This is a genomic window from Brevibacillus sp. NPDC058079 (assembly GCF_042885155.1).
GTDB lineage: Bacteria > Bacillota > Bacilli > Brevibacillales > Brevibacillaceae > Brevibacillus.
This window is the reverse complement of the sequence record NZ_JBHVSO010000002.1, coordinates 362035-388532: the sequence shown is the minus strand read 5'-3', so window position 1 is coordinate 388532 and position 26498 is coordinate 362035. Positions and strand designations below refer to the sequence as shown.

Annotated in this window: 22 protein-coding genes; 18 read left to right on the top strand and 4 right to left on the bottom strand. The window is 48.9% G+C overall.

What is annotated here, in order from left to right; all coding sequences use genetic code 11:
• The first annotated feature begins 2 nt into the window (after window positions 1-2).
• From ACFVS2_RS08520 to ACFVS2_RS08510, 3 genes are read left to right on the top strand one after another with little or no spacing between them, the layout of a single operon-like run.
• On the top strand, window positions 3-2408 hold the full coding sequence (locus tag ACFVS2_RS08520) for a sugar phosphate nucleotidyltransferase (protein ID WP_390233017.1): 2406 nt from the start codon (window positions 3-5) through the stop codon (window positions 2406-2408).
• 18 nt (window positions 2409-2426) lie between these two features.
• Window positions 2427-4388: a glycoside hydrolase family 15 protein gene (locus ACFVS2_RS08515; RefSeq protein WP_390233016.1), complete on the top strand. Its 1962-nt coding sequence runs from the start codon at window positions 2427-2429 to the stop codon at window positions 4386-4388.
• A gap of 19 nt (window positions 4389-4407) precedes the next feature.
• The gene (locus ACFVS2_RS08510; RefSeq protein WP_390233014.1) at window positions 4408-5832 is read left to right on the top strand and encodes a phosphoglucomutase/phosphomannomutase family protein; all 1425 of its coding nucleotides are present in this window, start codon (window positions 4408-4410) and stop codon (window positions 5830-5832) included.
• A 612-nt stretch (window positions 5833-6444) separates the two neighbouring features.
• Here ACFVS2_RS08510 and ACFVS2_RS08505 read toward each other — a convergent pair.
• Both ACFVS2_RS08505 and ACFVS2_RS08500 read right to left on the bottom strand, forming a co-directional pair.
• The gene (locus tag ACFVS2_RS08505) at window positions 6445-6888 is read right to left on the bottom strand and encodes a DUF2269 family protein (protein WP_390233012.1); all 444 of its coding nucleotides are present in this window, start codon (window positions 6886-6888) and stop codon (window positions 6445-6447) included.
• Window positions 6889-6890: 2 nt separating this feature from the next.
• Entirely contained in the window at window positions 6891-7244 is a 354-nt protein-coding gene (locus ACFVS2_RS08500) for an ASCH domain-containing protein (protein ID WP_390233010.1), read from the bottom strand.
• A gap of 327 nt (window positions 7245-7571) precedes the next feature.
• Between ACFVS2_RS08500 and ACFVS2_RS08495 the strand changes: the two genes are divergently transcribed.
• From ACFVS2_RS08495 to pyrE, 14 genes are all read left to right on the top strand, one after another.
• The gene (locus ACFVS2_RS08495) at window positions 7572-8210 is read left to right on the top strand and encodes a hypothetical protein (protein WP_173617255.1); all 639 of its coding nucleotides are present in this window, start codon (window positions 7572-7574) and stop codon (window positions 8208-8210) included.
• 1373 nt (window positions 8211-9583) lie between these two features.
• Window positions 9584-10225: a serine/threonine-protein kinase gene (locus ACFVS2_RS08490; RefSeq protein ID WP_173617256.1), complete on the top strand. Its 642-nt coding sequence runs from the start codon at window positions 9584-9586 to the stop codon at window positions 10223-10225.
• A 77-nt stretch (window positions 10226-10302) separates the two neighbouring features.
• Window positions 10303-10752, top strand: a complete 450-nt coding sequence (gene lspA, locus ACFVS2_RS08485) for a signal peptidase II (RefSeq protein WP_173617257.1) — start codon at window positions 10303-10305, stop codon at window positions 10750-10752.
• A gap of 45 nt (window positions 10753-10797) precedes the next feature.
• The gene (locus ACFVS2_RS08480; RefSeq protein ID WP_173617258.1) at window positions 10798-11727 is read left to right on the top strand and encodes an RluA family pseudouridine synthase; all 930 of its coding nucleotides are present in this window, start codon (window positions 10798-10800) and stop codon (window positions 11725-11727) included.
• Window positions 11728-11746: 19 nt separating this feature from the next.
• On the top strand, window positions 11747-12148 hold the full coding sequence (locus ACFVS2_RS08475) for a VOC family protein (RefSeq protein ID WP_390233007.1): 402 nt from the start codon (window positions 11747-11749) through the stop codon (window positions 12146-12148).
• 99 nt (window positions 12149-12247) lie between these two features.
• Window positions 12248-13609 (top strand): hypothetical protein, encoded by a 1362-nt coding sequence (locus tag ACFVS2_RS08470; protein ID WP_390233005.1) that lies wholly within the window; start codon window positions 12248-12250, stop codon window positions 13607-13609.
• A gap of 223 nt (window positions 13610-13832) precedes the next feature.
• On the top strand, window positions 13833-14372 hold the full coding sequence (pyrR, locus tag ACFVS2_RS08465) for a bifunctional pyr operon transcriptional regulator/uracil phosphoribosyltransferase PyrR (protein WP_173617261.1): 540 nt from the start codon (window positions 13833-13835) through the stop codon (window positions 14370-14372).
• Window positions 14373-14534: 162 nt separating this feature from the next.
• Window positions 14535-15887 (top strand): solute carrier family 23 protein, encoded by a 1353-nt coding sequence (locus tag ACFVS2_RS08460; protein ID WP_390233003.1) that lies wholly within the window; start codon window positions 14535-14537, stop codon window positions 15885-15887.
• A 255-nt stretch (window positions 15888-16142) separates the two neighbouring features.
• Entirely contained in the window at window positions 16143-17084 is a 942-nt protein-coding gene (locus tag ACFVS2_RS08455) for an aspartate carbamoyltransferase catalytic subunit (protein WP_173617509.1), read from the top strand.
• Window positions 17051-18331 carry a dihydroorotase gene (locus tag ACFVS2_RS08450; RefSeq protein ID WP_390233001.1) on the top strand — a complete coding sequence of 427 codons (1281 nt, stop codon included), beginning with the start codon at window positions 17051-17053 and terminating at the stop codon, window positions 18329-18331. Before ACFVS2_RS08455 ends, ACFVS2_RS08450 begins: the two co-directional genes overlap by 34 nt.
• Before the next feature lie 55 nt (window positions 18332-18386).
• Window positions 18387-19484, top strand: a complete 1098-nt coding sequence (locus ACFVS2_RS08445; protein ID WP_390232999.1) for a carbamoyl phosphate synthase small subunit — start codon at window positions 18387-18389, stop codon at window positions 19482-19484.
• On the top strand, window positions 19468-22680 hold the full coding sequence (carB, locus tag ACFVS2_RS08440) for a carbamoyl-phosphate synthase large subunit (protein ID WP_390232997.1): 3213 nt from the start codon (window positions 19468-19470) through the stop codon (window positions 22678-22680). Before ACFVS2_RS08445 ends, carB begins: the two co-directional genes overlap by 17 nt.
• Before the next feature lie 15 nt (window positions 22681-22695).
• Window positions 22696-23433, top strand: a complete 738-nt coding sequence (gene pyrF, locus ACFVS2_RS08435; protein WP_390232995.1) for an orotidine-5'-phosphate decarboxylase — start codon at window positions 22696-22698, stop codon at window positions 23431-23433.
• Between the two features lie 27 nt (window positions 23434-23460).
• Complete coding sequence (gene pyrE / locus ACFVS2_RS08430) at window positions 23461-24099, top strand: orotate phosphoribosyltransferase (protein WP_390232993.1); 639 nt, start codon at window positions 23461-23463, stop codon at window positions 24097-24099.
• Between the two features lie 32 nt (window positions 24100-24131).
• On the opposite strand, the gene ACFVS2_RS08425 is transcribed toward pyrE, so the two are convergent.
• The gene (locus ACFVS2_RS08425) at window positions 24132-25229 is read right to left on the bottom strand and encodes a saccharopine dehydrogenase family protein (protein ID WP_390232991.1); all 1098 of its coding nucleotides are present in this window, start codon (window positions 25227-25229) and stop codon (window positions 24132-24134) included.
• Between the two features lie 99 nt (window positions 25230-25328).
• Entirely contained in the window at window positions 25329-25646 is a 318-nt protein-coding gene (locus ACFVS2_RS08420) for an ArsR/SmtB family transcription factor (RefSeq protein WP_390232989.1), read from the bottom strand.
• Between the two features lie 190 nt (window positions 25647-25836).
• Here ACFVS2_RS08420 and ACFVS2_RS08415 point away from each other — a divergent pair.
• Window positions 25837-26498 (top strand): peptidoglycan-binding domain-containing protein (locus tag ACFVS2_RS08415; RefSeq protein WP_390232987.1); only part of this gene is annotated, 662 nt, incomplete at its 3' end.

Genomic DNA, 26498 nt, shown 5'->3' with positions numbered 1-26498 from the left:
AGATGAAGGCAGTAATCATGGCTGGGGGAAAAGGTACACGACTACGTCCGTTAACATGCCATACGCCAAAACCAATGGTGCCACTCTTAAACCGGCCTTGCATGGAGTACACGATTGATCTATTGAAAAAGCATGGGATTACAGAGATAGCAGTGACACTCCAGTATCTGCCTGATGTCATCCGCGATACGTTTGGTGATGGATCTCGCTACGGTGTTTCGCTCGTCTATTTTGAAGAAACAATTCCTTTGGGCACGGCAGGCAGCGTGAAAAACTGCGCTGATTTTCTCGATGAGCGCTTTGTCGTGATCAGTGGAGATACGTTGACAGACATCGATTTGTCGGCAGCTGTACGTTTCCATGAACAAAATAACGCACTGGCTACTTTGATTTTGACTCGTGTAGAAACACCGCTGGAATTCGGAGTTGTCATGACAGATGAGAGCGGACGCATTACCCGCTTTTTAGAAAAGCCGAGCTGGGCAGAGGTTTTTAGCGATACGGTGAATACCGGGATATACGTCTGCGAGCCCGAGGTCTTGTCTTATATAGAAGAAGAGCGGGAAGTGGATTTCAGCAAGGAAATTTTCCCGTCTTTTTTACAAGCAGCAAAGCCTCTATACGGATATGAGGCAAGTGGTTATTGGTCTGATATTGGCTCTTTGGAGGTTTATCAGCAAGCCCAGTTTGATTTGCTGGATGGACGCGTGCATCTCGAAATAAAAGCACAAGAAATCGCACCGCGCATTTTCTTGGAAAATGATGTTCGCATCGATTCATCGGTCCGTTTGGAAGGCCCTGTCTATATCGGTGAAAATGTACACTTGCAGGCTGGAGTTTCCGTTGGTGCTTATTCCATTCTGGGGAAAAATACCGTAATTTCTTCCGGTACGAAGCTGTCCCGGACTATCATTTGGGAAAACAGTGTCATTGGGAAAAAAGCAGAGATCACAGGAACGACCCTCTGCCGCAACACCCGAATAGCAGATTGCGTACAACTCGGGGAAGGGGCGGTCATTGGAGACCAGTGCCTCATTGGAGCGAAGTCGGTGGTAAAGGCAGGGGTCAAAATTTGGCCGGATAAGGAAGTCGGGGAAAATGCGACTGTCACCACCTCGCTCATCTACGGTGCCAAGCAAACGAAAAATTTGTTTGGGACGCATGGAATCAAGGGCATTGGCAACGTTGACATCACGCCCGAATTCGTCACGAGACTTGCTGCTGCCTACGCGTACTTACTACAAGCGGGGGATAAAATTGCGCTCTCTGCATGCGCACACCCATTTGCTCAGCTATTGAAGCATAGCATCATGACGAGCTTGTGCTCTTCCGGAATTGATACAGTCGATCTCGGGATTGGCAATTCACCCTTGATTCGATACGGCGTGCGCTCCCTGGATTGCAGAGGCGGCATTCATATTTATATGGCAGAGCCAGTCGATGATAAAGAGATTGTCATCCAATTCATCGATCAAGCGGGCTTGCCGATTTCTCGTGATAAGGAGCGCAAAATTGAGAATGCTTACTGGCAAGAGACTTATGTTCGCAACCTGCATCGGTTGGGAGCACTGCAAGTCGAGCATCAAGTACAAGAAGCTTATCTTCATGCATTGGTCCAACACTTGAATGTACCGTCCATCCAGCGTCAGCGCTTCCACCTGCTGATCGATTGTGAACAGCGTTTTTTCCCTACTTTTCTTGCGCCACTCTTGCATGCACTGGGAGTCTCTGCACAATACAGCTCCATACAAGAGGGTATTCGTAAAAAGGGAGCGGATTTAGGAGTTCGTCTCGATAAAAATGGCGAGCAATTTACCTTGTTTACCGAGCATGGAGAGAAACTCTCGAATGAACAGATCACGGCACTGCAACTGCTGGCTTGCAGTGGTCAACATCGGCGCATCGGTCTTCCTGTGAGTGCACCGATTGAATTGGAGCATATGGCCCAGCTGTTGCAAATGGAAGTTGTACGCACCAAGGTCTCTCCGCGCTCCATGATGGAGGTATCGAGCGAACAGCGCTTTCATCCGATGTTTGATGCCGTGTACAGCCTCATGAGAATCCTTTCGTATCTCGCTTCTGAGGAAAAACCGCTCAGTGTTTTGTTGGAACTGTTGCCAGCGTGCCATATGGAGAAAAAGACTGTCTTTTGCCCATGGGCAGCAAAAGGAAAGGTCATGCGTAGAGTGATGGAAGAAAACAAAGGCAAGCTGCTGGAGCTCGTCGATGGAATCAAGGTATACGATTCGAACGGCTGGGTGCTGATTTTACCCGATTCAGAGGATTCGCACGTAAAAGTGATTTCGCAAGGGGCGACGGCAGAGACCGCGGCTACGCTTGCTTCTTCCTATGCGAGGCGAATTGTCGAATATCAGTTTCACGAAAAGAGAGAGATCGACAGCCTATAACGAAAAGGACGTGAAGGCATGCCGAGACCGCTCGTCGTCGGGAACGGAAAACTGCTGATTAATTTTGATGACAAGCTGCACATGCGAGATCTCTATTTTCCGTATGTCGGTCAGCTGAATCATGTTGGGGGACACTTTAGCAAGCTGGGGATATGGGTGCAAGGTCGCTTTTCCTGGCTGGATGAAGACGGCTGGACGCGGAAGCTCGGATACGGACAGGAGTCTTTGGTGACAGATGTTCATGCGCATCATGAACATCTGGGCATCTCCCTGCAAATTGCAGATGGGGTGCATCAGCGTGACCCGATTTATTTGAAAAAGGTGTGCGTTCGGAATTTGACGAGCGAGGTGCGGGAGGTCAGGCTGTTTTTTAATCACGATTTCAGCTTGAATGAGACGGAGGTAGGGGATACCGCTGTTTTTGATCCCATCCTGCGCACCATTTATCACTACAAGCGCAATGTGTACATCATGGCGAATGGAATAACGGATACGGGTGGGATCAATCAATATAGCGTCGGGATCAAGCGGTTCAACTATGCGGAGGGGACCTGGAGGGATGCGGAGGATGGTCTTTTGTCCGGTAATCCGATTGCACAAGGCTCCGTAGATAGTACGATCTCCTTTTCCCTCATGCTGCAACCGCAAGAAGAGAAGGCGCTCTTTTACTGGATGTGCATTGGTGAATCGTATGAGGATGTCAAAGTATTGAACCAGTATGTACTCGAAAGTGATCCAGAACGTTTGCTCAGTCGGGTCGCTGTGTATTGGAAGCGTTGGGTCAATAAGGAAGAGCGGGACTTTGCTGATCTTCCGGCAGAGGTTGTCAATCTGTACAAGACCAGCTTGCTACTCGTGCGCACGCAAATCGATCAGAACGGAGCTATTCTCGCTGCGAATGACTCGGATATTCTCCAATTCAATCGCGACCATTACAGCTACATGTGGCCAAGAGATGGGGCGTTGATTGCGAGTGCGATGGCGAAAGCAGGCTATACGGGAGTGGTCGCACCATTTTTTCGATTTTGCGCAGATGCCTTGAATAAGGAAGGGTATTTGCTGCACAAGTACAATCCAGATGGGTCTGTCGGTTCCAGTTGGCATCCGTATATTGTTGACGGAGAAATTCAGCTCCCGATTCAGGAGGATGAGACGGCGCTCGTGCTGTACGCGCTCTGGGAGCAATACAAGAGCGGCAAGCAAATTGAAGACTGCCAGGCGCTATATCCCACGCTGGTTCGTCCGGCGGCCCGCTTTTTGCTGGAGTATGTCCATCCAGAGCTGCAACTCCCGAATCCAAGCTACGACTTATGGGAAGAGCGACGGGGAATTTTTACGTTTACCAGTGCTACGGTTTTCGCGGGCTTAATGGCTGCGGCTCGTTTCGCCCAGTTGTTCGGGGATGATCGGCGCTACAAACGCTACGCAGAAGGGGCAGAGCGCATTCGTGGGGCAATGGAAAAACATCTGTACGACCCTGAAATCGGGCGTTTTCTGCGAGGGATTTATGTAAGAGCAGATGGGAGTGTCGAAAAAGATTTCACGGTGGAGAGCAGCTTATTCGCCTTGTTTGCGCTTGATGTGTTTTCCGTAGACGATCCGAGAGTTGAGCGGACAATGGAAGCTGTCAAAAAGAGTTTGCGGGTAGATACTGTGATCGGTGGAATTGCTCGTTATCAAGGGGATTACTATTTCAAAAAATCACATGACACGGCGAATGTGCCGGGGAATCCATGGATCATTTGCACGTTATGGGTGGCTGATTGGGAAATTGCCAAGGCAAAATCGCTCGATGAACTCCAAGAGCCAAAGAACAGACTGGCCTGGGTCGTACGCCATGCTCTACAAAGTGGCGTGCTATCCGAACAGCTCGATCCGTATACAGGTGCTCCCGTATCCGTTGCACCGCTGACGTGGTCGCATGCTACTTATGTTGCCACTGTTTTGCGTTATTTGGAGAAGGTGAATGAGTTGCGGTAACGAGGGGAGAGATGAGGAGATGACAACGATCCGTTTCGGTACGGACGGTTGGCGTGACATAATCGCAGATGGCTTTACTGTCAAGAATGTCCGCATTGTCGCACAAGCCATCGCCAGCTATACCAAAGAAATCGGACAACAGGAGCAGCCTGTTTTGGTCGGGCACGACACGCGGTTTTTGGGGAGACGCTTTGCTGAGGAGGTTGCAGCTGTCCTGACCGCGAATGACATTCGTACCTATTTGGTGAACGAAGCAGCGCCAACGCCTGCCGTAGCCTTTGGAGTGAAGCATTTTGCAGCGAGTGGCGCAATCATGATCACGGCCAGTCACAATCCACCCGAATATAACGGCATTAAATACATTCCGGAGTATGCTGGGCCTGCAACGCCTGCGATCACGCAAAGATTGGAAGAGTGGATCACCGAAACCTACCAGGCGAAATCGGTACGTACGATTTCCCTCGCGGAAGCAAAGGCCCGCAAGCTGCTGCAAATCATTGTGCTGCGACCTCATTACGAGGCGCATCTTAGACGGATGATAAACATGGATGTTTTGCAAAACTCGTCCTTGTCCGTTGTTGTCGATGCCATGCATGGTGCAGGCATGGGCTACGTGAGCGGTTTTTTGTCAGAGGCGGGGGTGAAAAACGTCGGAATCCGAGAAGTCCCGGATGCGGCTTTTGGAGGAGATTTGCCTGAGCCAAACGATAAGCATTTGCATTTGCTAAAAAAAGAAGTCGTAGAACGCCAAGCATCTCTTGGTCTTGCCAATGATGGGGACGCGGATCGCTTCGGAGTCGTCGACCGCTTCGGACAGTACATCACGCCAAACGAAGCACTCGTGCTCCTAACCTATCATTTGAGAAAAAATCGTGGTTTGACCGGACGGATTGTCAGGACAGTAGCGACTACGCATCTACTGGATCGGATGGCTAAGCATTATGGTCTTGAGCTGGTGGAGACGCCAGTCGGCTTCAAGTATGTAGGTGAGGAAATGCGCAAAGGCGACGTGCTCATCGGCGGAGAGGAAAGTGGCGGGGCCAGTATTCTCGGTCACATCCCAGAGAAGGACGGCGTACTCATCAATTTGTTGCTCGCCGAGATGTGCGCGCATGAAAACAAAGGAATCGATCAAATACTGCGAGATGTATACGAACAGTTCGGCGAGCTGTTCCATACGCGGCTTGATATGAAATTGCCGGAAAAAGATCAATGGGTACAGCAAATGATCGCCAAGCCTCCTGCACTCGTTGGTCCTTATCAGGTTTTGGAGATTCAACGTGTGGATGGGGTCAAGCTGTTGCTCGAGGAAGGACATTGGATCTTGATCCGTCCGTCTGGCACAGAACCGTTGGTACGCATCTATTGTGAAGCAACGAATGCGACGGCTTTGCAAAAGCTGCAAGATGCGATTCGCGAATGGTTTTTGGAGATTAATGTGTAAATTCAGAAGGGAGAGCCTGCATGGATGTGCCAGGTTCTTCTTTTTTTGCTGAGGATTCTGTTATGTGGCTGCGGTGAAGAGAAGAATATTTCCAGTCTAGGCTCCAGGCTCCGTCCTGCTGGGGGCTGAGACTGTCCGCTAAGAAGGGATTCGCGGGGAAACGCAAAAGTGGTAGCCGCTTCGTAGCGCGGGCACGTTGCGTTTCTTTTGCCCGCTCATCCCTTCTCCGCTCGGTAGGACTCCACAAGTCGCTACGTCTGAAAATATTCTTCTCTAGCGTAACAGATCGCATTCTTCAATCTTTTAGAGAATCTAAAAATCGGATCACAATAAAATGTTCGTAGAGGAAACAGGAGAAAAAAGCGAAGATCTTAGGGACACCGACCGAGACGCAATGCATTGTGCAGCACCGGCACCATCCGCCGGGTGTATCGGCAAATGAAACACATCGAGGAATTGGTTATCGAATTAAAAGAAGATCAAATGCCAATTAATCCGGCAGATATAACCTGCTAGTTAACAAAAAAGAAAAAGACACCTGAGGCGCCTTTTTCCATCAGTGAACGAGAACACAGTTAGAGGTCATCTTGGACAAGTGAAGGACGATCATCTCTACCATACCTCAGGCTTCACCACCATGAACCATAACATGGCCAGCAAAAGAAACAAATAGATCCAGATCGAACGAGTAAGCGACTGCACCAATTTATCCTTGTCCTGGTCAGTTTCATTAAACTTCCGTATCTTCGGCGAAAATGCGCGTGCTAGGAAATATAAGGAGCTTACCAGGATCAATATGGTCATCACGATCCAGGACGACTTCCATGACCAATTTCCACCCATGACTAGCAATACCCCGGATATGACCAAAACATGACCGGCATGCTTCGCCAAACGTGTGGTAGACCTGAAAGTATCCAGATAGGCTTGTTGTTTGGTGAGGTCAGCCTCTCGCAATCTTTTCATCATGGATAGCAGAACAAAAAACGGTCCAATGGACATCATGGCACTGAGAATATGTAGATAAAGAATCGCCTTATATAATAAAATGCCCACCGTTATTTTTTCTTGTCCGGGCTAAATTCATGGACCCACACTCTCATTTGCGGCAGCCAAGGCATCCCAGGATGAGATGATAGAATGGATTGCTTATATTCCTCTACATTTGAATATCCCTCTTGCTTGGCATTATCATCGGTTAATTCCCCGAGCGACTGTGAATAAACCTTGTCTATTACAAATTCGTGGCCTTCGAGGGTCATGATTTCACCAACATCTGCGTAGCGTCCATTGCGCCGGGTCGCGGTTTTTTGTCCCGACAATACTTTCTCGATATCCGGCTTCACGGTAATTAAACGATCGATTGTACAGGTTTTTGGCGGCAAAGCGTCAGAACCCATTTGATTTTGCATACATGCCATCCTCCTTTTTTCTTCAAAACCACTTTATCATAAGTCGAGCCATGAATGCACAGGCACACGACTGTATGGTTGGACGGGTGGGTCAGTCTTTAACGGTCACGATTGTACAGAGATAACAAAGTTTTAGACTGATAAATAAAGTACTAGACTGGATAATAAAATTTTAGACTGGGGCCGTTAAAACTAACGGGCAGAATAGTGGAGTAAAGAAATGGTAAAATGGGTGTATAATATGCTCTCTTGATGATTAAGGAGACCGACTTGGAATATTCTTAAGTCAATCGATGGAGTATTATACAAGGATAAGGTGTGATGCGGATGACTGATTTTTCAATGATTAAAAAGCTGTTTCATATTACGAAACGAAATGGGTTTAGTCATGACGAGATACAAATCATTAAAAATAATTTTGGTGAATTGCCCCAGGTGTTTATAGATTATTATTTGGAACTCGGTAAAGACGAGCGGCTGAATCATACGCAAGATAGTTTGATCAAACCCGAGCAACTCCAACACTTCAAACATAAAGAATATTTAATTTTTTATTGCGAGAATCAACGTGTCTGTGTTTGGGGAATCCATAAGAACGATTTATTCAGGTCCAATCCCCCTGTCTATATGAGTTACGATGAAAAGGTATGGAAAAAGGATTTTGAAACATTGACCGATTTTTTTCATGCGATGGCCTATTTGCAAACCGTATTCGCTCTTGAATACGGCTGTGAATCGTTCTATTCCATTGAACAAACCGACTTGGATTTTATTCGTGAAAATTTTAATAATAAAGGTATTTCCTTTCGGCATTGGATAGGCATCGAATTTTATGGAAATTACGATGACAGCATAATAACAGTGATGAAAAATAACGATAGTTTTGATTTGATCTATGCTTCATGCGACAAAGAACATTTTGATGAAATGGATCGGGTTCTCTCAAAACTGGGAGTAGTAATTTGAAATTTTTTATTTCATGAAGTCAACAGAATTGGGACTTCAGAATGTCATCAATAAGTTAAATAGCCTTACAGAAGAAGTACGAAAAATAGTGTTACATCTAGTGGAGCAAGCAGCTGCTGTACTGTTTGGAATTGAGGATGAACGAAATGCCAAATGGATAAATGGAAGGTTTGGTCCAATTATTATAAATATTGAGCCTAGAAACTTGTAGGACAACAATTGAGATTTTAGATGTGTACTCTAATATCTACGTTTAAGCTAACGGGTTCGATAGTTCAATGGGGCAGTCTAAGACTTTATTATTCAGTTAAGATCCATAGACTACTTCATTCTGACGTATAGACTAAAACTAATTTTCAATTACCTGGTGATTTAGAAGACCGGGATTCCTTGTACTGTAAGGGGTTCCGGTCTAAAACTTTATTATCTCTGAACATCCACCTCTGAAACTCATCCTTGAAAGGACCACTTTGGACGCGGTTTCGCTTTTTGCATGGAGTCGTGCAGTCAATCCCGCAGGGGGTGGTCCTAGAATCTGAGCGTTTTCTCCTGTTTCCTCCCCAGCACAACAGTTACTTGAAGATCCTTCTATGCGGCTGCGGTGAAGAGAAGAATATTTCCAGTCTAGGCTCCAGGCTCCGTCCTGCTGGGGGCTGAGACTGTCCGCTCCGAAGGGATTCGCGGGGAAACGCAAAAGTGGTAGCCGCTACGTAGCACGAGCACGTTGCGTTTCTTTTGCCCGCGAATCCCTTCTCCGCTTGGTAGGACTCCACAAGTCGCTACGTCTGGAAATATTCTTCTCTGGCGTAACAGATGAGGTTCTTCAATCTTTTAGAGCATTTAAAAATCGGATCACAATAAAATGTTCGTAGAGGAAACAGGAGAAAAAAGCGAAGATCTTAGGGACACCGACCGAGACGCAATGCAAAAAGCGAAACACGCCTTTAAGCGTCCACCTCTGAAACTCATCCTTGAAAGGACCACTTTGGACGCGGTTTCGCTTTTTGCATGGAGTCGTACAGTCAATCCTGCAGGGGGTGGTCCTAGAATCTGAGCGTTTTCTCCTGTTTCCTCCCCACCACAACAGCAACTTATTTCTAAATTGAATGATATACAATCACTCGTTATACACTACATAAAAACAGATGCTATTGCTGGACATTCACTACCCATTTACCAAATCAAAAAAATGAGGTATTCTTGTCCATATGCAATCCTTTCATTGGAATCGGACAGGACTTCCTGGCCTCACCAGTGTAAAGGATTTTTTGCCCCTTATAAGAAGTGTCTGAATGATCGTAGTAGATGAACCTTCATTAATTTTGTTTTAACGTAGTTCGAAGTCGGTAACTGATGAGAGATGATGAGAAACGATGCGGATCGATCAGCATATATTGCAAGTTTTTTTACAGGAAGTTCAAGTGGAGAGTCTGTCGCCGGATGATCCAGTCGTAGTACACCATACGCCATACCCGTGGGAGCTGGTCGGTACCGGCAATTATGCTGCCGTATTTGCCCACCCAGACTATCCAAAGGTAGTGATCAAGCTGTACGCACCTGGAAGACCAGGAGCCGAACAGGAAATCGAAGTCTATCGCAAGCTAGGGGAGACTCGTTCCTTCCCCGTCTGTTATGATTATGGGGAAGGATACTTGGTCATTACGCGGATGAACGGCATCCCCCTATTTGACTGTGTTCGCTTTGGTATTCCGATTCCTCCGCAGGTGATTGAAGACGTGGAGGAAGCGCTAGAAGAGGCGCGCAGGAAGGGTTTGTTTCCGCATGATGTCCATGGGAAAAATGTATTAATGGATCAGGGACGAGGTTATCTGATTGACGTATCGGATTACTATGTCAATGATACAGACACGAAATGGCGTGATTTACGCAAGGCGTATTACAAGGTGTATCTGCCGTTTATCAAGGATCGTGGATGGAAAATCCCATTGTGGATGCTGGAAGTCGTGCGAAAAGGCTATCGACTGTACAAAAAAGGAAAGCGCTTGTTCACGTAGACTGTCTCTGGTAAAATTGTCATTTGACATTGTGTTTGTACAGTTGCTGGTCGAAGTAGAATAAGGAGGACATTCCATTGTTGTACTATCTCATTGCGGCAGTAATTATTGCGCTTGATCAGTTTACAAAGTATTTAGTCGTGAAGTATATGGAACTGGGAGAATCCATTCCTTTGATCGCGGACGTATTTCATCTAACTTCCCATCGAAACATGGGAGCGGCGTTTGGCATCCTGCAAAATCGACGTTGGTTTTTTATTGTCATTACCACTGTCGTTGTGATTGGGATTGTCATTTCCTTGATTCGCTTGGGAAAAAAACAACCTCGTGCATCGTTGGCGCTGTCATTGGTCTTGGGTGGAGCCGTCGGGAATTTCATTGATCGTGCGATGACCGGTCAAGTCGTAGATTTTCTCGATTTTACGTTGATTAACTTCCCGATCTTTAACGTGGCTGATATGGCCATCACGATTGGTGTGGGGATTTTGCTTCTCGATGTTTTTTTGGATGGGAAGAAAAACAGGTAGTCATGAGAATAATAGTGGGAAAGCTCGGATAGGTGGAGAACATACATGAATGACACGCAATTATTTGAACGTTACGATTGGACGGTAGACCCAGCGGATAAGAACGAGCGCATCGATAAATTTATCACGCTGCAAAATGAAGATTGGTCCCGTTCACAAGTGCAGGCTTGGGTGAAGGAAGGCCGTGTCACTGTTAATGGTGAACCGATCAAAAACAACTACAAGCTGCAGGCAGAGGACGAAGTGACCCTCCGTGTTCCGCCGCCAAAAGAAATGGCGATCCAGCCAGAAGAGATGTCACTTGATATTGTATACGAGGATAGCGATGTCGTGGTCGTGAATAAACCACGTGGCCTCGTTGTGCATCCTGCTCCTGGTCATTACAGTGGGACACTCGTCAATGGGCTTTTGGCACATTGCAAGGATTTGTCCGGAATCAATGGCGTTTTGCGTCCGGGAATTGTCCATCGCATTGACAAGGATACTTCCGGCCTGTTAATGGTAGCCAAAAACGACAAGGCACACATGGGGCTGGCTGAACAATTGAAAGCACATACGGTCAATCGGAAGTATGTCGCGATTGTTCATGGTGTCATCCTGCATGAAATGGGAACGATTGAAGCACCGATTGGGCGCGATCCGAAAAATCGTCAGCAAATGGCGGTCGTTTTTGAAAACAGCAAGCCCGCTGTCACACATTTTATCGTGCTGGAACGCTTCAAGGAGTACACGTTGGTGGAATTGAAACTCGAAACAGGTCGTACCCATCAAATCCGCGTACACATGAAGTACATTGGCTATCCACTGGCGGGCGATCCGAAATACGGTCCGAAAAATACATTGGAGCTCGATGGACAAGCTCTGCATGCGAAAACACTGGGCTTCATCCATCCCCGTACAGGAGAGCAACTCGAATTCGAAGCACCAATGCCGAAGGAAATGCTTGACGTCATAGAAGTTCTCAAACAAGCGTAAGAGAACAGGAGGAATAGCCGTGCTAAAAAGATTAGCGCATGTGACGCTGTACGTTCACGATTGTGAAGAGGCATTGCGATTTTACACGGAAAAACTCGGTTTCGAAAAACGCATGGATTCTCGTATGGACGAAGGCTCTCGGTGGCTCACTGTCGGTCTTCCAGGGCAGGAGATAGAGATCGTATTGCATGACCCTACGCATTGGCATCGGGAAGAAGTTGCGCAGGAAATGCTTCGTCAGGTTGGCAAAAATCCAATGTGGGTTTGGGAGACGGATGATTTTGGGTCCACATACGAAGCGTTGCGTCAACGCGGCGTGAAGTTTGTGAGTGAACCAAACGAAGTGATGTATGGCATTGAGGTTGTTTTCGAGGATCTGTATGGCAATCGTTTTTTGTTGTTGCAGCCAGTCTTCCTATGACACTTACATAATGGTAGTTGGATTGGAAAACGCTAGTAGAGAGCTAATTCTTTCTTCTGGCGTTTTTTTTCATCATTCAATCGAGAGTGTAAGGAGTGGATGCCTGTGATTCGAAAATGGGGGAAGCTGATCAGCCTTTTTGTCCTTTTGGTTGTACTTGTCACAGCAAGCGGTGAAGCAAAGGTGGCAGCCCAAAGCCAACTGCCAGAGCGTGTGAACAAGGAGATAAGCGTTCCGGCAAAAATTGCATTTACGAGCAACCAGCATTTGTTTTTGGCAGATGGACGGGATGCAACAGGAAAGATAAAGCAAATCACAAAGGACGGCTATGCGCAGATCGTGGGTTGGTCGCCAGATGGCAAGTGGCTCCTGTTCGTGAAATACAAAGGCAACGACAATTACTCGACGCCTGGCTACGTGTGGATCGTCAGTGCTGACGGCAGCAAAGCTGTGCAGGTAGACGAGCGAGCGGTTTTTGAAATGCCTAAATGGTCCCCGAAAGCGAACAAGCTAGCGTACACCGTGAATATCGGTAGTAATGAAGCGCCGAGACCATTGCTGATTGTAAAAGACGTCCATGAGCATGGAGAATTAGCTTTGCAAAGTTCAACGAAGGCTGATTTCGCAGATTTTGCCTGGATGCCGGATGGGGAAAACATGCTTGTTTCGCTACCTGCCGAAAAAAATAAGCCGATGACGCTAGCCTTGCGTACGCTTGCAGGTAAACCGTTGGCTGCCTACCCGATTGCAGAACCACCAAAAGTGGAGGAAGGTATCTACCCATGGGCAGCGACAGGCTTAAAAGTATCCCCGGATGGGAAGGCTGTGGCCTACTTTGTCAGGTATAACTCCGGCTCCTTGTCTGCTGATGGCGTACCTATTCAATGGTTTGATTTGACACAGCCTGCCAAAAAGCCAATAGTGCTCGGTACAGGATTGGCTTATCCTGATTGGCTTGCCTGGACACCAAATAGCGAACAGCTCGCTTTTATCGATGGCACTGACCGGATCGCCACGACTAACAAGCAGTTGAAGCTGGCGGATCGAGCAGGAAAGGTCAATACAGTCAGCCCTGGTCCAGTGGTGGTAGACACTTATCCGGTATGGATTCCAAAAGCTCCGTACACGCTGCTTTTCACTAGAGGCTTGTCTACGCCGTATTCGTATGATCCAAAAAAGGTCATGGTACCGGAACAAGGCATCTGGCGGCGGTCCGCAGAGGGAGCTGAGCAGCAGGTGACAAAAGGGGAAGCGAATACAGCGGACTATTATCCTGCGCCGTCTCCAGATGGAAAACAACTTCTTTTCTTGCGTTTGGATCGAGCGGAGCATGGCTCCCTGTTTATCCAAGGAATTGGAGCGGACGCGGACAAACAAGTCGAGCTGATCAAAGACATTGCAGGGGATATTGGTTATTATGCGAACTACTTGCCACCGTGGGTCAGCGTCTATTGGGAATAGTTAGACTTTTCCGGGCTGCATTGACACCCGTCCAGAATCGTGACATAATTCTACATGACGAATGGAACCTTTAAATCCAGTCCAGTGAGGCTGGCAAGGGCACGGAATGACAAGCAGGCGGGACTCTTACAGTCCGGTCAGTTTGTCCGAGGGCTTCTTGTCTCCTGACAAGGAGCCTTTTTTCGTAAGGTCCACTGTTCCCGTCGAGAAGGGGGATATTGAGATGATCAACAAAAGCGTCATTATGGACGATGCCGCAATTCGCCGAGCGCTTACACGAATCGCACATGAAATTATCGAGCGAAACAAAGGCGTCGAGGATCTCATTATCGTGGGTATCAAGACCAGAGGGATCTACCTCGCGCAACGCCTCGTGGAAAGAATCGAAATGATTGAGAATGTTAAGGTACCAGTCGGTGAGCTGGACATTACGTTCTATCGTGACGATCTGCAACACAAGTCCGAAGATGCCATTTTGCAAGGCTCCAAGCTCCCGGATCAAATCACAGGCAAGACTGTGATTCTGGTGGATGATGTTCTCTACACAGGAAGAACCGTGCGTGCCGCATTGGATGCACTGATTGACAACGGTCGCCCACGGATGATTCAACTGGCTGTTCTGGTTGATCGCGGTCATCGCGAGCTGCCAATCCGCCCTGATTTCGTCGGAAAAAACCTCCCAACTGCTCGAACGGAAATTGTCGATGTACAATTGGCAGAAGTGGACGTTATGGACATTGTGTCCATCCGACAGCTACTGTAAAAATAAAATAACTCCTCTTTAAAAACGATCCCGTGAGGTCGGCAAGAGGCAAGAAACTTCCCATGAGCATGGCGAAGCTAGCCTCTTTGTGTCCGCACAAAGAGGCTTTTTGTATAAAAGAAGCTTTTTGAATGAAAGAAACAAAACAGGGGGCATACAGTCATGAGCCAGAAAAATTACATCGATGTAGACGAAACACCACATATTTCGCGATTGTTGCCACTAAGTATTCAACATTTGTTTGCGATGTTCGGCTCGACTGTACTCGTACCGATCTTGACGGGTCTGGATGTTGCAACCGCCCTCTTGGCGAGCGGGATCGGGACACTTCTGTTCCTGTGGATCACCAAAGGAAAGCTTCCAAACTATCTCGGTTCTTCCTTCGCCTTCATTGGTCCGATTATCGTCGTGAGTCAATCGCATGGCGTAGGGACGGCACTCTTAGGCTGCTTCCTCTCCGGGATTGTGTACATCATCGTCGCCGGGATCGTGAAGAAGGCAGGAGTCAAATGGCTCGATCGGGTACTGCCACCAGTTGTCATCGCATCCGTCATCGTTGTGATCGGTCTGAGCCTAGCTGGCGTAGCAGTAGATATGGCAACGAAAGTCACTGTAGACGGTCAATCGCAGATGTCACTGACTTCGATTGAAATCTCGCTCATTACCGTGGTCATAACAGTTCTTGCAGCGGTCATGCTGCGTGGTTTCCTTGGTCTTATCCCAATCTTGATCGGAATGGTTTCAGGTTATGTATACACACTGCAGCGTCACCCTGATCTGATTCATTTTCAAACAGTGAAAGATGCTCCTTGGGTTGTTGGATTCAGTGAAATGTTTACCTCCCACTTCAAATTCGCAGAGGTGACGAGTGCAATGGCGAATCCAAGCGCATGGATCGCTGCCCTGGTTATCGCACCAGTCGCTTTCGTCACATTGGCAGAGCATCTGGGTCACTTGCTGGTAACGAGTAAAGTCATGGATCGTGATTTGATGAAAGACCCTGGACTGCACCGCAGCTTACTCGGGGACGGTATTGCAACGTCACTCGCTGCGATTATGGGCGGTCCACCTGCAACGACGTACGGTGAAAACATCGGAGTCCTTGCGATTACAAAGGTATACAGCCGCGTCGTCATCGGTTTGGCTGCCGTTCTCGCGATTATGTTCGCCTTCGCAGGTAAGGTCAGTGCCTTCTTGATGACGATCCCAACGCCGGTACTTGGCGGTGTCTCCATCATCCTGTTCGGTATCATCGCGGCACAAGGCTTGCGGATGTACGTCGAGAACAAAGTGAATTTTGCAGACAAGCGCAACATGATTCTCGCAGCGGTCATCCTCGTAACGGGAATCGGCGGATACAAAATCAGTTTTGCAGGTACAGGTATCGCTTTCCTGAACGATCTGACCATCGATAATATCGCACTCTCTACCTTCCTGGGAATCATTCTACACCTGATCCTTCCGGGAAAAGAGTCCGCGATGGGAGAAGCACACCGCGAAGAACAAAATCAATAGCACAAACGTTCCCAATCCTTTAAATCCAGTCCAGAGAGGCTGGCAAGGCAAAGAACGCTGTTTTGGCTGCCCAAAAAAGGCACTCAACCAGCTTCTTGTCTCGCTTGCCTCCAGATGCAAAGCGATGCCAAGAAGCTTTTTCTTTGTGAAAAACGTCTCGACGTTTTCCATAAAACAGGATCTGACCGCTTGCGGTCTGCAAAAGAACAGGATTGACCGTTCCTTTTGAATATTAAAGAACCGGAGGGATTCATGATGAAAAATGTAGCGCATTTGATTGGCCTCAAAGACTTATCGAAAGAACAGATCATCCAGCTTCTCGAGCGAGCAGAGTATTGGGCCGCCAGACCAACTGAGCAGGCGGATATCCTTCGCGGACGGTTTGTCGCGAATCTGTTCTTCGAGGCCAGTACCAGAACCCGCTTCTCTTTTGAGGTAGCACAAAAGCGACTGGGCGCACATGTTTTGAACTTCATTCCGGAAACCTCCTCTACCGTAAAAGGTGAAACGGTCTATGACACGATCCGCACCTTGGAAGCAATGGGAGTGGAAGCAGCCGTTATCCGCACCAAGAAAGAAGGCCTGCTGCAAGAGTTAGCAGAAAGCGTAGACATGAAGCTGATCAACGCGGGAGATGGAACGAATGAGCACCCGACTCAATGCCTGCTCGATCTTTTGACCATGAAAAGGCAGTTTGGCAAGCTCTCTGGTCTCACGGTAGCGATCATTGGAGACCTGCGCCACAGCCGCGTGCTCGGTTCTCACCTGCACGCGCTGCCAAAGCTCGGCGTGAATCTGCTGCTCTCAGGTCCAGCTACGATGATGCCGGCACATATCCCGCAAGGTGTCAAAATCGTGGAAATGGAAGAAGCGGTTCAAACCGCAGATGTGGTCATGATGCTGCGAGTTCAGCTGGAGCGCCATGCGGAATCCCTCTATCTATCGAAGGAAGAGTACCACAAGGCACACGGGCTGACTCTGGAAAGAGCCAAAATGATGAAGTCCAGCGCAGTTATCATGCATCCGGCACCCGTCAATCGTGGGGTTGAGATTCATACCGATTTGGTAGAATGCGAAACGTCCTTGATTCAAACCCAAGTGACCAATGGAGTCGCAGCAAGAATGGCAGTTCTAGAAACTCTTTTGAAAGGGAGCGAAATGACATGGGAATCATCCTTGGCAACGGCAACATACTAAATCAAGCGGGGGAACTCACCCCGATGGAAATATTGGTGGAAAAGGGAAGAATCACAGCGATGGGGGAAACGCTCGATCGCGAGGGGCATGAATGGATCGATTGCCACGGCGGCATGATTAGCGCGGGTCTCATCGATGCCCACGTACATCTGCGCGAGCCAGGCTTTGAACATAAAGAAACGATCGAAACAGGAGCAAAAGCAGCGGTACAAGGCGGATTTACAACAGTTGCATGCATGCCGAACACAAGACCGTCCATCGACAGTGTCGAGACCGTGACCTACATTTTGGACAAAGCGAGCGAGGCTGGTATGGCGCGCGTGATCCCGTATGGTGCGATTACTGTTCGCCAATTGGGTAAAGAGTTGACGGATTTCGCAGGGTTAAAAGAAGCGGGGATCTTCGCGCTGACAGATGACGGTGTGGGCGTGCAATCCACAGCGATGATGAAAAAGGCCATGCAAAAAGCAGCAGAGCTCGGTATCGCAATCGTTGCTCACTGTGAAGACGAAGACCTGTTGATCCCGGGAGCAGCTTTGCATGACGGGGTGGTAGCAGCTCGCCACGGTCTCCCTGGAATTCCATCTGAGTCAGAGTCCATCCACGTTGGCCGCGATATTTTGCTGGCAGAACAGACAGGTGTGCACTACCACGTATGCCACATCAGCGCGAAAGAGTCGGTACGTCTGGTACGCGACGGGAAACGCGCTGGCGTAAATGTAACGTGTGAAGTCAGTCCGCATCACCTCTTGCTGTGCGACGAGGATATCCCAGACAATCTGGATACGAATTGGAAAATGAACCCGCCACTGCGCTCTCGTGAGGATCGCGCTGCACTGATTGCGGGATTGAAAGACGGCACCATTGATATGATCGCCACAGATCATGCACCACACACTCAAGAGGAAAAAGCAAACGGGATGAACCGTGCACCGTTCGGAATCGTCGGACTGGAGACAGCATTCCCGCTCCTGTACACAAATCTCGTGCAAACTGGAGAGCTGACTTTGAAGAAGCTGGTTGAGCTGTTGACCGTAAAGCCAGCAGAAGCATTCAAACTGCCATACGGACGTCTGGAAGTAGGCGCGCCAGCAGACCTGACTGTGATTGATCTGGAAACCGAAAAAACAATTGACCCAAGCACATTCGCAAGTAAAGGAATCAACACACCATTTACTGGTTGGGCATGCAAAGGCTGGCCGACCCTGACGCTGGTAGATGGGAAGATCGTATATCAAAACGTGTAAAAACGACTTACAGACAAGACACAAGTTTTTACACGACAATGGAGGAGGAGCATAGATGCGTGCAAGATTGATCTTGGAAGATGGAACAGAATTTATCGGGACGGCATTTGGAGCGACAAAGGAGTCCTACGGGGAAGTGGTTTTCAATACAGGGCTGACTGGCTATCAGGAGGTTTTGTCCGACCCATCCTACTGCGGACAGATCGTCACCATGACATACCCGCTGATCGGAAATTACGGGATCAATCGAGACGATTTTGAAGCTGTTCGTCCATACATTCACGGCTTCGTTGTTCGCGAGCATTGCGAGGCACCGAGCAACTGGCGTAATACGAACACACTCGATGAACTGCTGAAAACATACGACATCCCGGGCATTGCCGGTATCGACACTCGGATGCTGACGAGAAAAATTCGTTACCACGGCACGATGAAGGGCATGATTACAACCAGTGAAGCCCCGTTGGCTGAATTGGTTGCTGCCCTAAACGGCACGACATTGATGACAGACCAAGTATCACGGGTTTCTACGAAAAGCGTCTTCAGCTGCCCAGGTACAGGTCATCGGGTAGTGCTAGTAGATTTTGGCGCCAAGCACGGGATTTTGCGTGAATTGACCAAACGCAACTGCGACGTAGTCGTTGTGCCTTACAATGTGACAGCAGAAGAGATTCGCCGCATTCAGCCGGACGGGATACTCTTGTCCAATGGCCCTGGGGACCCGAAGGACGTACCGCAAGCCGTAGAGATGATTCGCGAAATCTTGGGTGAATATCCTCTGTTCGGAATTTGCCTCGGTCACCAGCTGTTTGCACTAGCATCTGGCGCTGACACGACGAAAATGAAATTCGGACACCGTGGCGGCAACCATCCGGTAAAAGAGCTGCCAACCGGACGCACATATATCACATCCCAGAACCACAGCTATGCAGTCAAAGAACACTCAATGGCAGGCACGGAACTGGAAGTTACACATATCGCACTTAATGATGGCACCATCGAAGGCGTACGACATGCAGCGAAGAATGCATTCTCAGTACAGTACCATCCAGAAGCAGCTCCAGGACCGTATGATTCCGGCTACCTGTTCGACCAGTTTCTTGCGATGATGGAAACCGCTAAGGAGGAAAAAACTCATGCCAAAACAAGATAATCTGAAAAAAATCCTCGTAATCGGCTCTGGACCTATCGTCATTGGGCAGGCTGCTGAATTTGACTATGCAGGAACACAAGCATGCGAAGCGTTAAAAGAAGAGGGCATGGAGGTAGTTCTGATCAACTCCAACCCAGCGACCATTATGACTGATACAAACATGGCGGACAAAGTATATATCGAACCAATCACACCTGAATTCGTAGCGCGAGTCATTCGTCAAGAGAAGCCGGATGGACTACTGCCTACACTTGGAGGTCAAACAGGCTTGAACATGGCTGTTGCCCTCTCAGAAGCAGGCGTACTCGAGCAAGAAAATGTAAAGCTGCTCGGAACCAAGCTGGAATCGATCAAGCAAGCAGAAGACCGCGAGCTGTTCCGCTCCCTTATGAATGAACTGGGCGAGCCGGTACCTGAATCAGTCATCGTGAGCACGGTAGAAGAAGCTGTCAATTTTGCAAACGAAATCGGTTATCCCATCATCGTTCGTCCTGCCTACACCTTGGGTGGTACAGGCGGCGGAATTTGTGAAGATGAAGAAACCCTCCGCGAGATCGTCGCGAGCGGATTGAAATACTCCCCGATTACGCAATGCTTGATCGAGAAAAGCATTGCTGGCATGAAAGAAATCGAGTACGAAGTGATGCGCGATGCCAACGACAACTGCATCGTAGTCTGCAACATGGAAAACATCGACCCAGTCGGCGTGCATACAGGTGACTCCATCGTAGTAGCGCCAAGCCAAACACTGGCTGACCGTGAGTATCAAATGCTGCGCACATCAGCACTGAACATCATCCGGGCGCTTGGTATTGAGGGTGGCTGCAACGTACAATACGCACTCGACCCGCACAGCTTCCAGTACTACGTGATCGAAGTGAACCCGCGTGTGAGCCGCTCTTCTGCACTGGCTTCCAAGGCGACAGGCTACCCAATCGCAAAGATGGCAGCCAAAATCGCAATCGGCTACACGTTGGATGAACTGAAAAACCCAGTGACAGGCCAAACATACGCATGCTTCGAGCCAACACTGGACTACATCGTTAGCAAAATCCCACGCTGGCCGTTCGACAAGTTCCAATCCGCCAACCGCAAGCTCGGTACGCAAATGAAGGCGACTGGAGAAGTCATGGCGATCGGTCGGACTTTTGAAGAATCGATCATGAAAGCCATCCGTTCCTTGGAAATCGGCAGCTACCACATCGAGATCAAGGGAGCAGACGAAATCAGCGAGGACGATTTGAAAGCACGACTGGTGCACGCGGATGACGAACGACTCTTCCTGCTGGCAGAAGCACTGCGCCGTGGCTGGACGATCGAACAACTGCACAACCTGACCAAGATCGATCTGTTCTTCCTGCACAAGTTCCATAAAATGATTGCCTTTGAAGCGGAACTGGCAAAGGGCTTGACGAGCGAAAAGCTGTACGAAGCAAAACGCATGGGCTTCACGGACCGCAAAATTGCCGAGCTGTGCGGTGAGACAGAAGAATCGGTACACGCAATGCGCAAAGAAAAAGGCTTTGTACCTGTATATAAAATGGTAGATACTTGCGCGGCAGAATTCGAAGCGCAAACACCGTACTACTACTCCGCGTATGAAGTAGAAGACGAGCGTATCGAGACTGGTAAGAAGCGCGTGGTCGTGCTGGGCTCCGGACCAATCCGCATCGGTCAAGGAATCGAGTTTGACTATGCGACTGTCCACGCTGTCTGGGCACTGAGAGAAGCGGGCTATGAGGCTGTGATCATCAACAACAACCCGGAGACGGTTTCTACAGACTTCAACACTTCTGATCGCCTGTACTTCGAGCCGCTGTACATCGAAGACGTCCTGAACATTCTCGATGTGGAAAAACCAGAGGGTGTCATCGTACAATTCGGCGGGCAAACTGCGATCAACCTGGCTGACAAGCTGGCTGCACGCGGAATCAAAATCTTGGGTACGAGTCTGGAAAACATCGACGCAGCGGAAAACCGCGAGAAGTTCGAAGCACTGCTGCGCGAATTGGAAATCGCCCAACCACCAGGCAAAACGGTTACGTCAGTCGAACAGGCAGTAGTGGCAGCAGAAGGTCTTGGCTTCCCAGTCCTGGTTCGCCCATCCTACGTACTTGGTGGACGTGCGATGGAAATCGTCTACAACGAGTCCGAACTGTTGGAGTACATGGAAAAAGCGGTGAAGGTAAATCCTGATCACCCTGTACTGGTAGACCGTTACATGGTTGGGGTAGAAGCGGAAGTCGATGCGATCTGCGATGGCGAAGACGTTCTGATCCCAGGTATCATGGAGCATATCGAACGCGCAGGGGTGCACTCCGGTGACTCTATCGCTGTATATCCTCCGCAATCCTTGTCCCAAGCGATCAAGGATGAACTGATCGACATGACGACAAAGCTGGCGCGTGCCCTGCAAATCAAAGGCTTGCTCAACATCCAGTTCGTCATCTATAAAGACCGCCCATACGTAATCGAGGTCAATCCGCGTTCATCCCGTACGGTGCCATTCCTCTCCAAAGTAACGGGGATTCCAATGGCGAACATCGCAACGAAAGCGATCCTAGGTCACTCTATCATCGAACAAGGCTTTACACCGGGCTACCATCCAGAGGAGTCAATGGTTTCTGTCAAAGTACCAGTCTTCTCCTTCGCAAAGCTGCGTCGCGTCGATATTACGCTCGGCCCTGAAATGAAATCGACCGGAGAAGTCATGGGACGCGAGAGCACTCTTGCAAAAGCGTTGTACAAAGGCTTGGTCGCAGCGGGCATGAATATCCCGACACAAGGCACCTTGCTCGTGACAGTTGCTGATAAAGACAAGGAAGAAGCGCTAGACATCGTGAAACGCTTCCGCCACCTCGGCTTCAAGCTGATGGCGACCGCAGGCACAGCCGATTATTTGGAGCAAGCGGGACTACAAGTAACACGCGTAAGCAAATTGTCCGAAGGCACGCCAAACCTGTTGGATGTCATCCATACAGGCGAAGCGAACATCGTACTCAATACACTGACAAAAGGCAAAACGCCACAACGCGACGGCTTCCGCATTCGTCGGGAAGCAGTAGAGAACGGCGCTGTATGCTTGACTTCTCTCGATACAGCTTCCGCTCTCCTGCACGTACTGGAGACGATCACATTCTCTACAGAAGCAATGCCAGCCCAGCGTGCTGGTGCCAAAGTGGCAGTAACCATATAAAAAGGGGAGAGCAGCGTGCAACAACAACTTACCGATATTCGCGAACGCATGATTGTTGCGCTTGACTTTTCCACACTGGATGAAGTCAAGAAGTGCATCGAGCCTTTAGCGGGGCATATCCGCTATGTAAAAGTGGGGATGGAGCTCGCTTACGCAGAAGGGCCAGCGATCGTTTCCTTTCTGAAGGAAAAAGGGCTTAAAGTGTTCCTCGACTTGAAGGTTCACGATATTCCCAATACAGCAAAAGGCGCGATGAGAAGCCTGGCGCGGCTGGGAGCAGACATGGTAAACGTTCATGCGGCAGGCGGCGTAGCCATGATGGCGGCAGCGAGAGAAGGTTTGGAGCAAGGGACAGCGGCAGGTGCTGCTCGTCCCCTCCTGATCGGTGTGACGATGCTGACATCCACTGGTTTGCAAACGATGAATCAAGAATTGGCGATTCCGGGTGCGGTAGAAGATGTTGTGGTGCACTATGCACTAATGACCAAGCAAGCTGGTTTGGATGGGGTCGTTGCTTCTCCACTAGAAGTACCGATGATCAAAAAGGCTGCTGGAGACTCATTTGTAACCGTCACGCCAGGAATTCGTCCGCTGGGAGCAGATCAAGGCGATCAGACGCGTATCACGACGCCGGAACAGGCATTCCGCTTGGGCAGTGATTACCTCGTGATCGGACGCGCCATTACGGGTGCAAAAGATCCGGTAGGGGTTTGGCAAAGTATCGTCGCAGCAGTGGAAAAAGATCGTTCGTAAAGTAGCCAGCTGGAGGGAATAAGTGAAATGACGACAATGACAACCGCTAAACAAATTGCAGCGAATCTTCTCGAAATCGGGGCAGTTCATCTGCGACCGGAGCAACCTTTTACATGGACGTCCGGGATCAAATCCCCAATCTACTGCGACAACCGGATCACGATGTCCTATCCGCATGTACGTCGTGCCATTGCGAGAGCATTTGCCGATTTGATCAAGGAGCAGTACCCAGATGCGCAAGTCGTTGCTGGAACAGCGACTGCTGGTATTCCACATGCTGCATGGGTAGCAGAGGTGCTTGATCTGCCTATGATTTACGTACGGGACAAGGCAAAAGGCCACGGTCGCCAAAACCAGATTGAGGGCGCATTGGCGGCTGGTCAAAAGGTAGTCGTGATTGAAGACCTGATTTCCACTGGAGGCAGCTCCTTGAAAGCAGCGCAAGCGGTGCAGGCTGAGGCTGGAGAGGTACTGGGGGTCGTAGCCATTTTCAGCTACCAATTCCCGGATGCGCAAGCCTTGTTTGAGGAAGCGGGTGTTCCTTGCTCCACCATATCGAATTACACAGCGCTTTTGGAAGTAGCATCAGAGCAAGGGGTTATTACAAGCGAACAGGAAAAAGTATTGGGCGAATGGCGGAAATCCCCGCGTACTTTTTTTGAATAATAAGTGATACATGATGAAGAGTAGGGCGGCGGTCAAACCGTCCTACTCTTTTTTGTTTCGTCGTGGATCACAATCTGGACCCCTTCGGATCGATAGAACTGGAGGATATCGTCGCCAGTCATTTCGAAATGACCGAAATCCTCTGGAAAAAGAATACCGGGCGTAACCGTTGGGTTTTCGTTTTGCAGAATGATTTGTTGTGCAAAAATGGCAGCGCCCAAAGCGGTCAGATGAGTCTGCCCTTTCGGATCAGTAATGTCGACTTGGCGTTTCACGTTCATGCCATGCTGATTGCGCCCATTTATTTGGATAACAACATGATGAGGAGAGCCTGCGCCTGGATTGTACAGTATTTTTTGACGTGTGCTCTTGCTGAGCAGGTTCCATATCCGGCTTTTTACCAATGAAACGAGGGCAAAAGTAGACAGTTTATGGTCAAAGGCGATGCGAAAATCAGCGGTAGTTACGTTTTGGGCTTTCACGAGCGTCATGTGATCCGGTGTGTCAAGACGATAGCATTTCGTAGTGTATCCATTGGGAAAGGTCACGGGTACCGGATCTGACATGGGTGTAACTTCTTTTACGCCAGTGGGTGTGGTGACAGTAAAAGGGATCGTCATGCGATCCATATAGTCGGTGGAATCTGGACCTGCTTTGTCTTGAAGGGAATAAAGGGCGTGAAGATGTATCTGGACATCTTGCATGGAAGCTGCATGTATGCTTGCGAGAAGCGCTACAGTTCCCCCCATCCACCCTGAGGCGAGAATGACTGGAGAGCCAATGTTCTCATTCTTCAAGCGTTCGATCGATCGTGTAAATCGTTCTGTCCAACGAGTGACGTCAATCAGAGGAATCTGTCGGCGAACTGCAGCAAGTAGCAGTGTGTCATCAGGATCATTTACTGCACTAATAATCAAGGTCAAATCATCTGGAGCATGGGCGAGAGGATCGGATTTGGAGATATCCAGGAGGAAAGGCTTTAGCCTAGTGGACGCAAATGGCAAAGACTTTCCCGCAGACCTTCCTCCCAGCAATAATTCGAGAGTAGGGTGGCGATCGTGCAGAATCTTGGCAATTTGGCTCCCGACCGTTCCGTAGCCGCCGACAATTAGAACTTTGGTGAGATTCATGTAGATTTCCCCTTTGATTAAATGTTTATTCGTTTAAGTTCATTAACGGATAGCTGTGAAAAACAGGGACACACTGTCCCTTTTCGTGACGGTTCAAATTCAGTTGCACTCTTCTTCGACGAAAATCACCAATTGCTTGAAAAGTCGGATCGCTTCTGTAATTTCAAGCCGATAAAACATCTCTGTTCCCTTCTTTTGAACGTTTACTAGGCCCGCTTGTTTTAATATTTTCAAGTGATGAGACACCGTAGGTCTAGACATGGGAATATGCTCGGCGATTTGTGTTACGTTCATGCTTTCCTTGTCGATGAGAAGAGCTACGATTTGCTGCCGAATCGGATCACCCAAGCCTTGGAAGTATGGACTTAACTCCATAAATATTTGAATCGCTTTTTCATTGCAGGTTGGATTCGTCATTGCACACTCCGTTAATAAACTTAATCATTTAAACCAAAGTATATGAGTTCTTCCTTATTTTTGCAAGTCATAAAAACGTTGATAGATCAGCAATAAAAGAAGAGGAAGCGAGAATCGCCAGATGCAATAGGAAAGAAAAGTAGGGAATAGTAAGGGAGGTTACAAAAAAAGTAAAGGTAGGTGCTTGTGTATGAATAAAGGAACGGGGAGCCTGGGCTCTCTTATGAAAACAGGGAAGGTTAAGAAAATCATCGGTGCAGCTTTTTTGTCTGCCACACTCATGTTTTCCCTTCCTCATACAGGACTGGCTGTGGGCAAAGGTGCTCATGGGCCAGATATTTATGTGATTCAGGGAATGTTGAAATCATTAGGTAGTTACTCGGGTCAAATCAATGGATACTATGATGATGTTACCGTACGGGGTGTGAAGCATTTTCAGAAAAAACACGGGTTGCCTGTTACAGGAAATGTAGATAATCGTACGTTCCAAAACATTGTTTATTCCTATGATAGTATCAAATCTGGCAAACGCGGCCAAGGAGGCGGCAAAGGTCACGGTGGCGGAGCGGGCCAAGGTGGCGGTAAAGGTCACGGTGGCGGAGCAGGCCATGAAGGCGGTAAAGGTCACGGTGGCGGAGCGGGCCAAGGAGGCGGCAAAGGTCACGGTGGCGGAGCAGGCCAAGGCGGAGGCATGGGCGGCGGAGCAGGTCAAGGTGGAGGCATGGGCGGCGGAGCAGGTCAAGGTGGAGGTATGGGCGGCGGAGCAGGCCAAGGCGGAGGCATGGGCGGCGGAGCAGGTCAAGGTGGAGGCATGGGCGGCGGAGCAGGTCAAGGTGGAGGTATGGGCGGCGG

Bases quoted from the DNA above. Each gene is read 5' to 3' on its own strand.
- carB (WP_390232997.1), top strand. From the start codon at position 19,468: ATGCCAAAACAAGATAATCTGAAAAAAATCCTCGTAATCGGCTCTGGA.
- pyrE (WP_390232993.1), top strand. From the start codon at position 23,461: ATGACGACAATGACAACCGCTAAACAAATTGCAGCGAATCTTCTCGAA.
- ACFVS2_RS08490 (WP_173617256.1), top strand. From the start codon at position 9,584: ATGCGGATCGATCAGCATATATTGCAAGTTTTTTTACAGGAAGTTCAA.
- ACFVS2_RS08500 (WP_390233010.1), bottom strand. From the start codon at position 7,244: ATGCAAAATCAAATGGGTTCTGACGCTTTGCCGCCAAAAACCTGTACA.
- ACFVS2_RS08445 (WP_390232999.1), top strand. From the start codon at position 18,387: ATGCGTGCAAGATTGATCTTGGAAGATGGAACAGAATTTATCGGGACG.
- ACFVS2_RS08425 (WP_390232991.1), bottom strand. From the start codon at position 25,229: ATGAATCTCACCAAAGTTCTAATTGTCGGCGGCTACGGAACGGTCGGG.
- ACFVS2_RS08420 (WP_390232989.1), bottom strand. From the start codon at position 25,646: ATGACGAATCCAACCTGCAATGAAAAAGCGATTCAAATATTTATGGAG.
- pyrR (WP_173617261.1), top strand. From the start codon at position 13,833: ATGATCAACAAAAGCGTCATTATGGACGATGCCGCAATTCGCCGAGCG.
- ACFVS2_RS08470 (WP_390233005.1), top strand. From the start codon at position 12,248: ATGCCTGTGATTCGAAAATGGGGGAAGCTGATCAGCCTTTTTGTCCTT.
- ACFVS2_RS08480 (WP_173617258.1), top strand. From the start codon at position 10,798: ATGAATGACACGCAATTATTTGAACGTTACGATTGGACGGTAGACCCA.
- ACFVS2_RS08495 (WP_173617255.1), top strand. From the start codon at position 7,572: ATGACTGATTTTTCAATGATTAAAAAGCTGTTTCATATTACGAAACGA.
- ACFVS2_RS08460 (WP_390233003.1), top strand. From the start codon at position 14,535: ATGAGCCAGAAAAATTACATCGATGTAGACGAAACACCACATATTTCG.
- ACFVS2_RS08520 (WP_390233017.1), top strand. From the start codon at position 3: ATGAAGGCAGTAATCATGGCTGGGGGAAAAGGTACACGACTACGTCCG.
- ACFVS2_RS08515 (WP_390233016.1), top strand. From the start codon at position 2,427: ATGCCGAGACCGCTCGTCGTCGGGAACGGAAAACTGCTGATTAATTTT.
- ACFVS2_RS08455 (WP_173617509.1), top strand. From the start codon at position 16,143: ATGAAAAATGTAGCGCATTTGATTGGCCTCAAAGACTTATCGAAAGAA.
- ACFVS2_RS08510 (WP_390233014.1), top strand. From the start codon at position 4,408: ATGACAACGATCCGTTTCGGTACGGACGGTTGGCGTGACATAATCGCA.
- ACFVS2_RS08450 (WP_390233001.1), top strand. From the start codon at position 17,051: ATGGGAATCATCCTTGGCAACGGCAACATACTAAATCAAGCGGGGGAA.